This window comes from Streptomyces amritsarensis, assembly GCF_001953875.1.
Taxonomy (GTDB): Bacteria; Actinomycetota; Actinomycetes; order Streptomycetales; family Streptomycetaceae; genus Streptomyces; species Streptomyces amritsarensis.
In genome coordinates, this window is the sequence record NZ_MQUR01000045.1 from 1 (window position 1) to 14,731 (window position 14,731).

Here is a 14,731-nt window from a genome sequence, read left to right on the forward strand (position 1 = left end):
CGTTTGAGGCGCGGGGCCGGGGGCGGAGCCCCGCCCACTCAGCCCCGCCGACGTTTGAGGCGCGGGGTCCGGGGCGGAGCCCCGCCCACTCAGCCCCGCCGACGTTTGAGGCGCGGGGCCCGGGGCCGAGCCCCGCCCACTCAGCCCCGCCGGCGCTTGAGGCGCGGGGCCCGGGGCCGAGCCCGCCCTTTCAGCCCCGCCGGCGCTTGAGGCGCGGGGCCGGGGGCGGAGCCCCGGCAGGGGGGCCGGGCCGGCCCGGAAACCCGCCGAACCCGCGGACGCGAGAACGCGGCGAGGCCCGATCCCCCCGGGCCGCGCCGCGTCCGCGCTTTCCCACCGGGCCCCCGTGCTTCCTCCCGGTTCCGGACAGAGGTGCCCGGTCCGCTCCGCAGCCCCGTGTCGGCGGTGCGGACCGGGTCTCCCGTCCGTGGCTCCCAGTCTGGCGTCCGCGCAGGTGGGAGCCCATCCGCGTGCCTACTCATTTCCGCGCCTAGGTACGGATACTCAGCGGCCGCGGCGGGCCCCACCAGTTGTACGGGCTGCCGCGCACGCCCGGCACCGCCGACTGGGGGGTGCCGCGCAGGTCAGCGGTTTCCGCTGACCCGGCCGCGCAGCAGCAGCGACAGCGCCGAGTGCACGTCGTCCAGGGACCGCTCCCGCTGGAAGGACTGCCAGTCCAGGGCGGCCACGAGCACCATGCCCACCAGCGCGGCCGCGGTGAGCTGTACGTCGATCTCGGAGCTGAGCTCCCCGCGCTCGACGCCCTCGCGCAGCACCTTCTCCACGACGGCCACCGCCTCCTGGCGGACCACCATCAGGGTGGACTGCCAGGTGCGGTTGGTCCGCCACAGCTCGGCGACGTACAGCTGGGTGAAGGCCGGGTAGCGGTAGATGAAGACCAGGCCGGCCCGGATCATCGCGTCGAGCGCCTCGACCCGGCTGCCGCCGTGCGCCTCGGTCTCCTCCGCGGCCGTCCGCAGCGATGCCGTCAGCAGTCCGACGCCGTGCCGCAGCAGCTCCTCGAACAGCTCGTTCTTGCTGGCGAAGTTGTAGTAGACCGTGCCCTTCGCCACGCCCGCCCGCTCGGCGATCTCATCGACCGTGGTCGCGGAGAAGCCCTTCTCGGCGATCAGGGTGACGGCCGCTTCGTAGAGCTTCTGCCGGGTGGCCGCACGACGGCCCCCGCCGGTACCCGTACCGGTGCTGCTGCTGTCCATGGCGCTGATTGTCACAGGTCAACACATCCCTACAGGCTCAGTTCCGGGTGCAGTCGGTCCATGGTCCACACCTGCTTGCCCCGGGCGGCGAGCGCGGTCAGGGCGAGGGCTCCGACCGTGAAGGCCACCAGGACCAGGCTGCCCTGCCAGACCGGGGTGAGGTCGCCGCCGGTGATGAGGCGGCGCAGGCTCTCCACGACGTACGACATCGGCAGGTACGGGTGGACGGCGTTGAAGAAGTCCGGGCTGGTCTGGACGGGGTAGGTGCCGCCGGCCGAGGTCAGCTGGAGCATGAGGACGGCGAGGACGAGGATCCGCCCGGCCGCGCCGAACTTGGCGTTGAGCCACTGGATGATAGCCCCGAAGCAGCCGGTGACCAGCAGCAGGAAGCCGATGGTGAGGGCCGGGTTGGCCATCTTCAGGCCGAGGCCCGGCGCCCAGTGGAGCACGGACATCAGCAGGGCGACCTGGGCGGCGCCGATGCCCATGACGGGCAGCCAGCCGGCGAGGGCGATCCGCCAGGGCGAGGCGCCCGCAGACAGCGCCCGCTTGTTCATGGGGGCGATCAGCATGTAGGCGACCATCGCGCCGACCCAGAGGGACAGCGGGATGAAGTAGGGCGCGAAGCCGGTGCCGTAGTTGGGCGCCTTGTGCAGGGACTGGTTGGCGAGCTTGATCGGGTCGGCCATGACCTCGGTGCGGGCGTCCCGCTGCTGCTGGTCGTAGTCGGGGATCTTGCCCGCGCCCTCGTGCAGGCCGCCGGCGAGCTCGCCGGTGCCGTCGACGAGCTTGTACATGCCGCCGTCGAGGCGGTGGGCGCCGTCGCCGAGCTTGCCGACGCCGTCGGTGAGGGCGCCGGAGCCGGTGGTGGCGGTGCCGAGGCCGGTGTGCAGCTGGGACATGCCGGTGGCGACCTTGTGGGCGCCGGTGTTGAGGGCGTTGACCTTGGCGACGGCCGCGTCGAGGTCGCTCGCGAGGTGGGGGGCCTTGTCGGCGAGCTCGCGGGCCTTGTTCTCCAGGTCGGTGAGCTGGGTGCGGAGCTTGGCGATGTCCCCGCCCGCGCTCTTGGCCAGGGTGCTGACGTCGCCGCTGAGTTCGGCGGCCTGGGCCGTGTCGTCCCGGACCTTCTTCAGGTCGGGGCAGGAGGCGAGGTGCGGTTCGGCGCCGGGGGTGACGCAGTGCTTGGTGTAGTAGGCGTCGGCGCCGGTGGAGGCCCGCTTGGCGACGGCCGCGGCGGCCGGGGCCTTCTCCACGAACTTGTCGAGGTGTTGGTTGACCACCTTCGCACTGTCGGCGACCAGCTCGGCCGTGGCCGCGAGGCTCTTGGGGTCCTTGACGAACGGGCGGGCCTTGTCGGCCGCGCCGTTGACCTTGTCGGCGACGACCTGGGTGCCGTTCGCGACGTCCCGCGTGCCCGTCTCCAGCTTGGCGGCGGCCGCGTTGAGCTTCTTCAGGCCGCTGTTGAGCTCTCCGCTCTTCTCCCCGGCGGTGTCGAGGCCGTCGGCGAGCTCCTTGGCGCCCTCCTGGGCCTTGCCCGCCCCGTCCTTGAGCTTGTCGGCGCCGTCGGCCGCCTCGGCGGTCTTGTCGTGCAGGTCCGAGAAGCTGACGAAGATCTTGTCGAGGAAACCGCGGGAGGCGTTGGCGGACGCCGCCGAGCGGACCTCGGAGAAGACGGAGCGCGAGATCGAGCCGACGACGTAGTTGTTGGCGTCGTTGGTGCGGACCTGGAGGGCCCCGGTGGCGGGGTCGTCGCCCGAGCTGGAGGCGATCTTCTCGCTGAAGTCGGCCGGCATGGTCAGGGTCAGGTAGTACGTACCGTCCTCCAGGCCCTTGGCCGCCTTCTCGGCGCTCACCTCCCGCCAGTCGAAGGTCTTGCTGTCGCGGAGCTTCTTGGTGATCTCACCGCCCGCGTCCAGGTGCTTGCCGTCGACGGTCGCGCCCCGGTCGGAGTTGACGAGGGCCACGGGCACCTTGTCGAGGCGGCTGTACGGGTCCCAGAAGGACCACAGGTACAGGGCTCCGTAGAGCAGCGGCAGCAGGAGCAGCGCGACGAGCGCGGCCCGGGGCAGCTTGCCCCGCCCGAACCGCTTCAGCTCAAGCGCGGCCAGCTTCGGCGAGCGCATCGTCCGCCCCCTTCGTGTCGTCGTTGTCGTCGTCGTTGCTGTCGTCGTTGCTGTCGTTGCCGTCGTCGGCCTTCGCGGGCTTCTCGGCGTCGGCCGCGGCGTCCTTGCGCTCGCCGGAGTCCTTCTCCACAGCCGCGTGACCGTCCGCGTCCGCCTCCGCCTCCGCGTCCCGGTCGGCCTCGGCGCCGTCCTTCGCCCGGGTGCCCCACGTGATCTTCGGGGTGCCGGCGGCGCCGGTCGGCTGCTTCGCCTCGGGTGCGCCGCCGTCCTCCTTGGGGCCGGTCCGCAGGACCACGGCGTCGGCGGGGGCCTCGCTGCACACCGCGAGGACGGTGACCCCGCGGGCGGCGATCGAGCGGAGCAGGGCCCAGACCTCGGTGCGTTCGGTGTCCGAGAGCTTGATGTCGAGGTCGTCGAGGGCCAGCAGCCTCGGGGAGCCGAGCAGGGCGATCGCCACGGACAGCCGTACGGCCTCCAGGCGCTCCAGGTCCCGGACGGTGGTGCGCTCGCCCTTGGGCAGCGTGGCGAGGTCCAGCCCGGCGGCGTCCAGGGCGGCCTCGATCCGGGCGGCCGCGGTGGCGCGGCGCTCCGCCCGGGGGCGCAGCAGGGAGCGGATCGGGGCGCCGTAGTGGCGCTGGAGCAGGACGCCCTCGCGCAGCTGTTCGGCGACGGTGAGGGACTGGTCAAGGTCGTTGATCCCGGGGACCGGGCCGAGGGCGGCGATCCGGCGGACCGCCGCCATCTTCTTCGGCAGCCGGTGGCGGCCGATCTCGGCGTGGCCCTCGGTGGGTTTCATCCGCCCGGTGAGGGCCAGGAGCAGACAGGTCCGGCCGGTGCCGGAGGGGCCTTCGACCGCGATGAGCGAGCCGGGCGCCGCGTCGAGGCCGATCCCCCGGAAGGCCCAGCCGCGCGGTCCCTTGAGTCCGAAGTCCTCGGCCTTGACGGCCGCGCCGTGCGGGCTGTCCACGCCATCCCCCTTCTTTTTGAACTGACCGGTCAGTTCAAAAACTACCACTCCTTCCGCACCAGGCGCGCAGGAGGGGGCAGTTGCTGTGCATTTGACGGAAAACACGCAGGTCAGGGCGATTGTGGCAACGCATCGACAGGAGGTTCGCCATGGCCACACCGTCCCCGTCCCCTGTCCACCCCGTCCTGCGGAAGTCGACGGCCCCTCCGGCCGCCCTCGACCTCCTCGCCAAGGCCCGCCGCGGCCTGGCCGAGGCCGCCCTGCTGACCCGGCCCAACGAGCGCTACGCCACGGCCCATCTCAGCGCACTGCGCACCGCCGCGGCCGTGCTCGCGGCGCGCGCCCGCCCCGAGCCGGCGAACCCGCGGCGGCGGCCGCGGATCCGCAGCGCGTGGGAGGTCCTGCCGGAGCTGGCGCCGGAGCTGGCCGAGTGGAGCGCGCTCTTCGCCTCCGGTGCCGCCCGCCGGGCCCGGGCCGAGGCGGGGGTGGCGGACGCGGCCAGCGCCCGAGACGCGGACGACCTGCTGCGCGCCGCTTCGATGTTCCTGCGCCTGGTGGAGCGGATGCTCGCCGTCCGGGTGCCCGACCCGATACCGCCCCACGGCCCGCCCCAGACCTTGCCCCGGAGTTCGGCGCAGACCCTGCCCCAGCCGCGGCCGGAGCGTCCGGACGCGGGATGACCTGCTCGGCTGTGGAAGGCAATAGGGTGGGGCACGGACCGCTCACCCTTCCCTCGCCGAGGAGACATCAGCCGTGTCGGACACTTCCCGCCCCCGTGCCTCCCTCCGCACCGCCGTGGTGTGGGAGGTCCTGAAGGAGGCGCTCGACCGCCGGGTGAAGGCGACCGGACGGGATGTGCTGGACGTGCTCGACACCGGCGGCGGCACCGGCAAGTTCGCCGTGCCGGTGGCCCACCTGGGCCACCGGGTCACCGTGGTCGACCCCAGCCCGAACGCGCTGTTCGGGCTGGAGCGCCGGGTGTCCGAGGCCGGCCTCGCCGACCTGGTCCGCGGCGTCCAGGGCGACGCCCAGGGCCTGTTGGAAGTGGTCGAGCGGGGCGCGTACGACGTGGTGCTCTGCCACGGCGTCCTGGAGTACGTGGACGACCCGGCCGAGGGCGTGGCCAACGTCGCGGCGGCCCTGCGCCCCGGCGGCACGCTCAGCCTGCTGGCCGCGGGCCTCGGCGGGGCCGTCCTCGCCCGCGCGCTGGCCGGGCACTTCACGGAGGCCCGTAACGCCCTCACCGACCCGGCCGGCCGCTGGGGTTCCGGCGACCCGGTACCGCGCCGCTTCACCGGCGAGCAGCTCTCCGAGCTGGTCGGCGGCGCCGGCCTGGCGGTCGGCGCGGTGCACGGCGTGCGGATCTTCGCCGACCTCGTTCCGGGCGTCCTGGTGGACACCGAGCCGGGCGCGGTGGAGGCGCTGCTGCGCCTGGAGGAGGCCGCGGCGGAGCTGCCCGCCTTCCACGCGGTGGCCACGCAGCTGCACGTCCTGGGCGAGAAGCAGGCCTGAACTGCTGCTCCGGCCCGCAGCCGGTCGGCCGCTCACCCTCCGTTCGGCCGGTCCGCCCCGTATGATCGGGAGCAGTGACCGGCATGGTGAACGGGCCATTGGGGAATAACGGCCTCAGTGACCGCTCCCGCGGCGGTACGGTTTTCACGCAGTGGCTTTACCGGCTCTGTCTTTCTGTGCTGTGTCATTTTGGAACGTGCGTTGAGGGCGGGTGTCACGGGGGCGATTCCCCGCCTATCCTGAAGGGGACCCCTGGTCGCTACCCCCGCGACCGACGGATGAGGAGGACTCCCGTGCCGCTCTCGGAGCACGAGCAGCGAATGCTCGAGCAGATGGAGCGAGCGCTGTACGCCGAAGACCCCAAGTTCGCGACAGCGCTTGAGGGAAGCGGTCTGCGTACGTACACCCGGCGACGGGTCTACCAGGCAGTCGCAGGCATTGTGGTGGGTATCGCGCTCCTCATGACCGGTGTGATCATTCCGAACGTGCTGTGGATCAGCGTGGTGGGCTTCCTCGTCATGCTGGGATGTACGGTCCTCGTGGTCACCGGTTGGCGCAAGGCACCCAAGCCCGGCGAGCAGCCCGTCTCCGGAAGTACCGGCGGTTCGGCCCGCGGCCACAACAGGCAGCGCCGGTCGATGATGAACCGCATCGAGGACCGGTGGCAGCGCCGCCGTGACGAGCAGGGGCAGTAGCCCCCGGAACACGTCAGTGAGGGGATGGCCGCCGCCGTGCGGCCGTCCCCTCACTGTTCTGCGCGGACCTCGGGCCCGCGGGTGCCGCCGTACGGCATGATGATCCGATGAGTGTGCTCCCCCTGGTCTTCACCAGCGGCTGGGCCAGTGGGATCAACGCCTACGCCGTGGTCCTCCTGCTCGGCATCTTCGGCCGTACCGGCCTGACCGACGAGGTCCCCGCGGCCCTCCAGCGCACGGACGTGCTGATCGCCGCCGCCGTGCTCTTCCTCTGCGAGGCGGTCGCCGACAAGATCCCGTACGTCGACTCGATATGGGACGGCGTCCACACCGTGGTCCGCCCGCTGACGGGTGCGGTGATCGGCGCCCTGCTGGCCGGGCAGAGCGGCTCGCTCTCCGACATCACCGCCGGGGCGGTCGGCGGCACCACGGCGCTGGCCAGCCATTTCGTGAAGGCCGGCACCCGGATGGCGATCAACACCTCGCCCGAGCCGTTCACCAACGTGGCCATGAGCATCGCCGAGGACCTCGGTGTGGCGGGCCTCGTCACCTTGGCGATCTTCTACCCCGTCCCCGCCGCGATCATCGCGGGCTCCCTGCTGGTCGTCGGAGTGGCCATAGTGGTCTTCCTCTGGAGCCGGATCCGCCGCTTCCTGCGCCGCCGCGCCCAGCGCCGCGAGGAGAAGCGGCTGGCCGCCGAGGCCCGCGAGGTGACGGGGGCGCCACCCCGCTGAGCGCGGGCGTCCGCACGGGGTCATAGGCTCGGCCGCATGGCACGAATTGCGGTGATCGGCGCCGGCATGGGCGCGATGGCGACGGCGGCCCGGCTGGCCGTGGCGGGGCACCAGGTGACGGTGTTCGAGCGGGGCGCGACCTACGGCGGGGCCGTGGGCCGGTACGAGCGGGAGGGCTTCGCCTTCGACACCGGTCCCGGGCTGCTGCACCTGCCCGCCGTCTACCGCGACCTCTTCGTCAAGACCGGCAAGCGGCCGCTGGAGGACTGCGTCGACATGGCGCAGGTGGATCCGGCCGTCCGGCACGTCCTGCCCGGCCACGGCATCGACGTCACCCTCCCCGGCGCCTCGCACGGCGGTGTCGCCGCCGCCCTCGACGGCGCCTTCGGCCGGGGCGCCGGCGAGCGCTGGAACGAGGTGCTGGGCCGGGCCCGGGATGCCTGGGACGCCACCCGCCGCCCGCTGTTGGAGGAACCCCTGCCCGACGACGCCCGGCAGGCGCTGGGCGGCGACCCGTACCCGGCCCTGCGGCGCAGCGGCCTGCTCCGCCGCCGCAGCCCCACTCTCGCCGAGGTGGCCGGCCGGGAGCTGGGCGGCCACCTCGGCGAGGTGCTGGCCGGCGTGGTCCGCGGCTACGGCCTCGACCCGGCCACCGCTCCCGCCTCGGCGGCCGTGCTGCCGTACATGGAGCAGACCTTCGGCAGCTGGTACGTGCGCGGGGGGATGCGGGCGCTGGCCACCGCCGTGTACGAGCGCTGCCTGGAACGGAAGGTCGCCTTCGTCTTCGGGGCGGACGTGCGCGAGGTCCTGGTCCGGGGCGGCCGGGCGGCCGGCCTGCTGCTGGCCGACGGCACCGAGGCGGAGGCCGACTGCGTCGTCTGCGGGATCGACCCGCGGACGCTGCCGGCCGGCTCGCTGCCGTGGCCCGCCGGGGCGGTGCCCGCCCGCGGCGACGACGTGCCCGGCCGGATCACTGTGCTGCTCGCGCTGCGCGGCGCCCGGCCCGCGGGGACCGTGCACCGCACGCTCGTGCACGCCGCCGGGGCGCAGGTCACCGTCATGCGGCCGGACGATCCCGCCACGCGGCCCGACGCGGAGCACGAGGCGGTCACCGTGAGCGCCGTGCACGGCCCGGGGACCTCGGAGCCCGAGGAGCTGCTGAACCTCGCGGAGAAGGCCGTACAGGGCCTGCGGGAGCGGCTGTTGTGGCAGGAGGTGCGCACCCCGGCCGATGTGGAGGCGGCGACCGGCGCTCCGGGCGGCGCGGTGCCCCCGCCCGCCCTCGCGGGTGCGGGGGGCCGGCTGCTGTACCCGGCCAACACCACGGCCGTGCCCGGCCTGTACCTGGCGGGCGGCTGGGCGCACCCCGGCGGCGGGCTCGCGCACGCCGGGATGACCGGGGCCCTGGTGGCCGGGCTGATCGTGGAGGGCGCGGGCTTCCGCGGCTCCCGGTGACCCGGCCGCGGCCCCGGCCGGCTCAGTAGCGGTACTGCCCGTACTCGCCCTGCTGCGGGTACGGGTACTGCTGCGGCGGCTCGCCCTGCCCGTCCGCCGGGTAGGGCTGGCCGGCCCCGTCGGTGGACCGCTGCTGCGGGACCCAGACGCCGCCGGGCGGGGTGTCCGTGGAGTACTGCTGCTGCTGACCGTAGTCGGCGTACGGGGCGTAGTCGTACGGCTGGGGCGGGACGACGGCGCCGCCGGTGCCGATGTAGGGGTCCGAGTAGGCGGCGTAGACCTGCTGCTGGTCGCCCGCCGGGTAGCCGCCGGAGTAGTCGTAGCCGCCCTGGTTGTGCTGGTCGTAGTACGCCGCGTACTGGTGGGCGTCCTGCTCGGCGGTGGTGAACGGCGAGGCGAAGGCCGCCGTCTGGTCGGCCTCGGGGGCCGGCGTCGCGAAACTCTGTATGCCGTAGGACCCGGTGTCCTCGGGCACCGGCTGCGGGCTGTAGACCTCTTCGGCCGCGGCCTGGAACGGCCGCTCGTCCGGGGCCGCGTCCGCGTCGCCGTACTCCAGGGCGGTGACCTGGAGCGCCGGTTCCGGCGCGGCGGCCCCGCCTCTGCGGCGTCTGGCCTGCCGTACGGGCTCCCCGCCGCGGCGCAGCGCCCAGCCGGCGACGAAGCCCTTGCGGAAGGAGAGCGTCACCAGGGTCTGGCCCACGGCGAACGCGGCCGCGCCGGCGCCGATGACCGGCACCGAGGGCAGTATCACGCCGGCGACCACGCCGAGGAAGCCGGCGAAGGCGAGCAGGCGCCAGCGAAGCCGGGCCTTGTACTGCATCAGTACCTCGGCAAGCAGCCACAACGCGACGATTCCGAACGCGATGTAGAGGACCGTCATACCCATGCAAGGCCCCTCTCGGTACGGCCGTCACACGGGTGCGGCCGGTCAGGCCCGCTGGTGCAGGCCCAGGTTCTCGTAGATCTCGAGAGTCGCCGTGGAATTGTTCAGCGTGATGAAGTGCAGTCCCGGTACACCCTCGGACAGCAGCCGCGCGCAGAACTCCGTGGCGAACTCGATGCCAATGGAGCGTACAGCGGCCGGGTCGTCCTTGACGGCGAGCATGCGCTCTTTCACGTCCGCGGGGAAGACCGCGGTGCTCAGCTGGGGCAGTCGGTCGAGCTGCTTGATACCCGTAACAGGCATGACCTCGGGGATGATCGGGGTGTCGCAGCCCGCCTTCTCGACGCTGTCGCGCAGTCGCAGATAATTCTCCGGATCGAAGAACATCTGGGTGATCGCATAGTCGGCTCCGGCGCGGCACTTGTCCACGAAGTGCCGGATGTCCGTATCCCAGTCCGTCGAGCGGGGGTGCATCTCGGGGAAGGCCGCGACGCCGACGCAGAAGTCTCCCGACTCCTTGAGCAGCCGCACCAGGTCGGCCGCGTAGTGCACGCCCTCGGGGTGGGCCACCCACTCGGCCATCGGGTCGCCCGGCGGATCGCCGCGCAGGGCCAGCATGTTGCGGATCCCGGCGTCGGCGAACTGGCCGATGACGTGGCGCAGCTCGGCGATGGAGTGGTCCACGGCGGTCAGGTGCGCGACCGGGGTCAGCGTGGTGTCCGCCGCGATCTCCTGGGTGGCCTTGACGGTGCCGCCGCGGGTGGAGCCGCCGGCCCCGTAGGTCACGGAGACGAAGCTCGGGGATACCGCCTCGACCCTGCGCAGGGCGTTCCAGAGGTTGCGTTCGCCCTTCTCGGTCTTCGGGGCCCAGAACTCGAAGGAGTACGAGCGCCCGGACGCGAGGAGGTCGCGGACCGTGTGTGCACGGTCCGACCAGGTGGAAGCGGTACCAGAGGCCATGTGGGCAGGTTAGACGCGCCCCGGCGCTCCCCGAAGCGGCGTCCGCCTTTTGGACACGTTTTTGGACACCTGCGGCCGGACCTCTGGCCGGAAGGGGCTTCTACGGGCTATGGCGGCGCGGAATGCCACCGGGCTGACCGGGCGGACGGGACCGTGCGGCCGCAGCCCGGGCGGGCGGCCCGGCAGTCGGCCCGCGGTCGGCCGGCGGCGGGTCGGCGGTGGGCCGGGGCTCAGCCGAGGCGGGCGCGGACGCGCTTGGCGAGGTCAGCGGCGGCGGCCCCGGGGTCGGAGGCCTCGGTGAGCGCGCGGACCACCACGACGCGGGTGGCGCCGGCGTCCAGGACCTCGTCCAGGTTCGCGGCGTCGATGCCGCCGATGGCGAACCAGGGCCGGTCCTGCCGCAGCGAGGCCGCGTGGCGGACCAGGTCCAGGCCGGGGGCGTGGCGGCCGGGCTTGGTGGGGGTCGGCCAGCAGGGGCCGGTGCAGAAGTAGTCCACGCCCGGTTCGGCGGCGGCCGCGGCGACCTCGTCCTCCGCGTGGCAGGAGCGGCCGATCAGCACCTGCCCGCCGAGGATGGCGCGGGCCGCGGGCACCGGGATGTCGCCCTGACCCAGGTGCAGCACGTCGGAGCCGATGGCGTGGGCGACGTCGGCGCGGTCGTTCACGGCGAGGAGCTTGCCGTGGCGGCGCGCGGCCTGCGCGAACACCTGGAGGTGTTCGAGCTCCTCGCCCGCCTCCATGCCCTTGTCGCGGAGCTGGACGATGTCCACGCCCCCGGCCAGGACGGCGTCGAGGAACTGGGGGAGGTCACCCTGCCGCTTGCGGGCGTCCGTGCACAGGTAGAGCCGGGCGTCGGACAGCTGCATGGGTGTACCCCCCGTGGATGGAGGCGGTGTACGGGCACGGGGCCCGTACACCGCGGCGGAGCTACTGCGGATCAGGTCAGAGGGCGAGCGCCTGAGCGCGGCGCTTCACCTCCGTGCCGCGATTCTCGCTCAGCGCCTGGGCGGGGGTACCCGGCAGGGTCGGGTCGGCGGTGAACAGCCACTCCAGCATCTCCTCGTCGGAGAAGCCGTCGTCGCGCAGGACGGTCAGCAGGCCTACGAGGCCCTTGACCACCTTGTCGCCGTCGATGAAGGGGGCAGGAACCTGCAGGGCCCGGTTCTCGCCCCGGCGCACGGCGATGAGCTGCCCTTCCTTGACCATCTGGCGGACCCGCGTCACCTCGACACCCAGCATCTCCGCGATGTCGGGGAGGTACAGCCAGTCGGGGACGAGGGAATCGATCTTTGCGTCAATCTCGGTCACAGGCCAAGCCTGCCACCTCCCACCGACAGCCGGTACCCGGGCGGCCCGTCCGTGGCGCGTGCCCGCCGCGACCGCCCGGGCCGCCGGCTACGCGGTGGCCGATTTCAGCGGCGTGCCCGGGTCGGCGACCTTGGCCGGGTCCACCGGGGCGCCCGTCTCGATCAGCTTGCGGCCCTGCGCCAGGTCGCGGGGGCGGCCGACGGCGAGGACCGCGGCCAGGGCGCCGTCGCGCAGCCAGCACACCGACCAGGTCTCCTCGGCCGGGTCGCCGCGCCACACCGGGGTGCCGGCCCCCTCGTGGTGGCCGGCGTACTGCACGAAGCGCCCGAACTGCTCGGACCAGAGGTACGGCACCGGGTCGTAGACCGCGGTGGGCCTCCCGGCCAGGATGTTCGCCGCGACCGTCCTCGGCCCCTGGAGGGCGTTGTCCCAGTGGTGCACGAGCAGCCGCGCCCCGTACCGCCCGGACGGGAAGGAGGCGCAGTCGCCGACCGCGTACACCCCCGGCAGCGAGGTCAGCAGGTGCGCGTCGGCGGTGACCGAGCCGTCGGCGCCGCGTTCCACGCCGGACCCGGCCAGCCATCCGGTGGCGGGCCGTGCGCCGATCCCCACGACCACCGCGTCGGCGGGCAGGGCGCGCCCGTCCGCCAGGAGGACCCGCCCCTCCTCGACCGCGGCCACCTTCGCGCCGGTGATCAGCTCGGCGCCGGCCTGCCCGTACCAGCGCGCCATGGGCTCGGCGACCTCGGCGGGCAGGGCGCCCGCCAGCACCCGGTCCGCCGCCTCGACGACGGTCACCGCGCAGCCGGCCTCCCGGGCCGCGGTGGCGAACTCCGCGCCGATCCAGCCCGCGCCGACGACCACGATGCGGGACGAGGCCGCCAGGACCGGGCGCAGCCGCGCCGCGTCGTCCAGCGTGCGCAGCAGGTGGACGCCCGGGACGCCCTCGGCGCCGGGCAGGGTCAGCGGCTGCGCGCCGGTCGCCAGGACGAGGACCCCGTACGGGACCGGTCCCGCCTCGGTGTCCAGTTCGCGGTCGGCGGCCCGCAGCCCGGTGACCTCCGTCCCGAGCCGGAGCTCGATGCCCAGGCCGTCGAAGTCCACGTCGAAGGCGGAGTCCTCGGCCTTGCCGAGCAGCACCGCCTTGGACAGCGGGGGCCGGTCGTAGGGCTGGTGGGGTTCGGCTCCCAGCAGGGTCACGGGGCCGGTGAAGCCCTGTTCACGCAGGGCGACCGCGGTCTGCACCCCGGCCATTCCGGCGCCGGCGATCACGACGCCGCGCTGATTCGATTCCGTCTGCTCGCTCACGCGGCCACCCTAGTCATCTGACGCTCCGTCAGGAACAGGTGCCGCCTTACCCGCCGTCCACCGCCGGGATAGTCTGGCCACCGTACCTATCGCGGGAGTCCGGCGCACCGGGCTGAGAGGGAGGCTGGCCGGCCTCCGACCGTACGAACCTGATCCGGGTCATGCCGGCGAAGGGAGGGGCTGGACGCCCATGCACTCATCTCGGAAGGGAACCGACCGGGGATCCGACGTCCTCGTCATCGGAGGCGGCATCATCGGCCTGGTCACCGCCTGGCGGGCCGCCGAGCGCGGACTGCGCACCGTACTCGCCGACCCGGCACCCGGCGGCGGCGCCGCCCAGGTCGCGGCCGGCATGCTCGCCCCCGTCACCGAACTCCACTACGGCGAGGAAGCCCTCCTCGGCCTCGGCCTCGCCTCCTGCGCACGCTATCCGCAGTTCGCCGCCGAGCTCGCCGCCGCCAGCGGCGGCATGGACATCGGCTACCGCGCCTGCGGCACCCTCGCCGTCGCCCTCGACGCCGACGACCGCCTCCACCTGCGCGAACTCCACACCCTCCAGCGCCGCTGCGGCCTGGAGTCCGAATGGCTCACCGGCCGCGAGTGCCGCCGCCTCGAACCCATGCTGGCCCCCGGCGTCCGCGGGGGCCTGCGCGTCGACGGCGACCACCAGGTCGACCCGCGCCGGCTCGCCGCCGCCCTGCTGGCCGCCTGCGAAGGCGCCGGAGTGACCATCCGCCGGGCCGCCGCCGAGCAGCTCCTCACCACCGCGGACCGGGCGGCCGGCGCCCTCCTCGACGACGGCACGGAACTGCGCGCCGACCAGGTGGTCCTGGCGGCGGGCTCGCTCAGCGGCAGGCTGGCGGGCGTACCCCCCGAGGTGCTGCCCCCCGTACGGCCCGTCAAGGGGCAGGTGCTGCGGCTCGCCGTACCCCCCGCGTACGCGCCGTTCCTCTCCCGCACCGTACGGGCGGTCGTGCGCGGCAGCCACGTCTACCTCGTGCCCCGCGAGAACGGCGAACTCGTCATCGGCGCCACCAGCGAGGAACTCGGCTGGGACACCACCGTCACCGCGGGCGGGGTCTACGAACTCCTTCGCGACGCCCACGAACTGGTCCCCGGCATCACCGAGCTCCCGCTGACCGAGACCCGGGCGGGACTGCGCCCCGGTTCACCCGACAACGCCCCGCTGCTGGGCCCCACCGACCTGCCCGGCCTGCACCTGGCCACCGGGCACTACCGCAACGGGGTGCTGCTGACCCCGCTCACCGGCGAGGTACTGGCCGAGCTGCTGGTCACCGGCGAACTGCCCGAGATCGCGCGCCCCTTCACCCCCCGCCGCTTCTCCGCCGCACCTCAGGAGTCGTACGCATGACCATCTCCGTCAACGGCGAGCCGCGCGAGGTCGCGGCCGGCACCACGCTCGACGCCGTCGTCGCCACCCTGACCGCGGCCCCCTCCGGGGTGGCCGCCGCACTCAACGAGACCGTCGTCCCCCGCGGGCAGTGGCCGGACACCCGCGTGGGCGACGGCGACCGCGTGGAGATCCTCACCGCGGTCCAGGGAGGCTGA

General features: G+C 73.7%; 15 protein-coding genes and 1 riboswitch. Of the genes, 7 read left to right on the forward strand and 8 right to left on the reverse strand.

Annotated elements, in window-relative coordinates; translation table 11 throughout:
- Positions 1–584: 584 nt before the first annotated feature.
- The 3 genes from AVW11_RS19415 to AVW11_RS19425 are packed head-to-tail and all read right to left on the reverse strand — an operon-like array spanning position 585 to position 4,307.
- Positions 585–1,217 (reverse strand): TetR/AcrR family transcriptional regulator, encoded by a 633-nt coding sequence (locus tag AVW11_RS19415; RefSeq protein ID WP_076044961.1) that lies wholly within the window; start codon positions 1,215–1,217, stop codon positions 585–587.
- A 29-nt stretch (positions 1,218–1,246) separates the two neighbouring features.
- A complete protein-coding gene (locus AVW11_RS19420; RefSeq protein ID WP_060178161.1) occupies positions 1,247–3,340 on the reverse strand; it encodes a YhgE/Pip domain-containing protein in 2,094 nt (697 codons plus the stop codon).
- Positions 3,312–4,307: an ATP-binding cassette domain-containing protein gene (locus AVW11_RS19425; RefSeq protein WP_076044963.1), complete on the reverse strand. Its 996-nt coding sequence runs from the start codon at positions 4,305–4,307 to the stop codon at positions 3,312–3,314. Before AVW11_RS19425 ends, AVW11_RS19420 begins: the two co-directional genes overlap by 29 nt.
- Positions 4,308–4,456: 149 nt before the next feature.
- Between AVW11_RS19425 and AVW11_RS19430 the strand changes: the two genes are divergently transcribed.
- From AVW11_RS19430 to AVW11_RS19450, 5 genes are all read left to right on the forward strand, one after another.
- A complete protein-coding gene (locus tag AVW11_RS19430) occupies positions 4,457–4,987 on the forward strand; it encodes an SAV_6107 family HEPN domain-containing protein (protein WP_076044965.1) in 531 nt (176 codons plus the stop codon).
- 73 nt (positions 4,988–5,060) lie between these two features.
- Positions 5,061–5,819, forward strand: a complete 759-nt coding sequence (locus tag AVW11_RS19435) for a class I SAM-dependent methyltransferase (RefSeq protein ID WP_076044966.1) — start codon at positions 5,061–5,063, stop codon at positions 5,817–5,819.
- Positions 5,820–6,112: 293 nt separating this feature from the next.
- Positions 6,113–6,514, forward strand: coding sequence for a DUF3040 domain-containing protein (locus AVW11_RS19440; RefSeq protein WP_030663992.1), 402 nt, complete (start codon positions 6,113–6,115; stop codon positions 6,512–6,514).
- A gap of 107 nt (positions 6,515–6,621) precedes the next feature.
- On the forward strand, positions 6,622–7,248 hold the full coding sequence (locus AVW11_RS19445) for a DUF4126 domain-containing protein (RefSeq protein WP_030850189.1): 627 nt from the start codon (positions 6,622–6,624) through the stop codon (positions 7,246–7,248).
- A 36-nt stretch (positions 7,249–7,284) separates the two neighbouring features.
- Complete coding sequence (locus AVW11_RS19450) at positions 7,285–8,703, forward strand: phytoene desaturase family protein (protein ID WP_076044968.1); 1,419 nt, start codon at positions 7,285–7,287, stop codon at positions 8,701–8,703.
- 22 nt (positions 8,704–8,725) lie between these two features.
- Here AVW11_RS19450 and AVW11_RS19455 read toward each other — a convergent pair whose 3' ends face one another.
- The 5 genes from AVW11_RS19455 to AVW11_RS19475 form a co-directional block, all read right to left on the reverse strand.
- Positions 8,726–9,589, reverse strand: a complete 864-nt coding sequence (locus AVW11_RS19455; RefSeq protein ID WP_076044970.1) for a hypothetical protein — start codon at positions 9,587–9,589, stop codon at positions 8,726–8,728.
- A 42-nt stretch (positions 9,590–9,631) separates the two neighbouring features.
- Positions 9,632–10,546, reverse strand: a complete 915-nt coding sequence (gene metF, locus AVW11_RS19460) for a methylenetetrahydrofolate reductase [NAD(P)H] (protein WP_030850181.1) — start codon at positions 10,544–10,546, stop codon at positions 9,632–9,634.
- Between the two features lie 230 nt (positions 10,547–10,776).
- Complete coding sequence (thiE, locus tag AVW11_RS19465) at positions 10,777–11,412, reverse strand: thiamine phosphate synthase (RefSeq protein WP_030850178.1); 636 nt, start codon at positions 11,410–11,412, stop codon at positions 10,777–10,779.
- A 76-nt stretch (positions 11,413–11,488) separates the two neighbouring features.
- Positions 11,489–11,854, reverse strand: a complete 366-nt coding sequence (locus AVW11_RS19470; RefSeq protein WP_030850176.1) for an Rv2175c family DNA-binding protein — start codon at positions 11,852–11,854, stop codon at positions 11,489–11,491.
- 87 nt (positions 11,855–11,941) lie between these two features.
- Positions 11,942–13,162, reverse strand: a complete 1,221-nt coding sequence (locus AVW11_RS19475) for an NAD(P)/FAD-dependent oxidoreductase (protein ID WP_076044972.1) — start codon at positions 13,160–13,162, stop codon at positions 11,942–11,944.
- A gap of 81 nt (positions 13,163–13,243) precedes the next feature.
- Positions 13,244–13,355: riboswitch (TPP riboswitch) on the forward strand.
- Between AVW11_RS19475 and thiO the strand changes: the two genes are divergently transcribed.
- Complete coding sequence (thiO, locus tag AVW11_RS19480) at positions 13,353–14,534, forward strand: glycine oxidase ThiO (RefSeq protein ID WP_076044974.1); 1,182 nt, start codon at positions 13,353–13,355, stop codon at positions 14,532–14,534. It overlaps the preceding riboswitch by 3 nt.
- Complete coding sequence (gene thiS / locus AVW11_RS19485; RefSeq protein WP_030850167.1) at positions 14,531–14,731, forward strand: sulfur carrier protein ThiS; 201 nt, start codon at positions 14,531–14,533, stop codon at positions 14,729–14,731. Before thiO ends, thiS begins: the two co-directional genes overlap by 4 nt.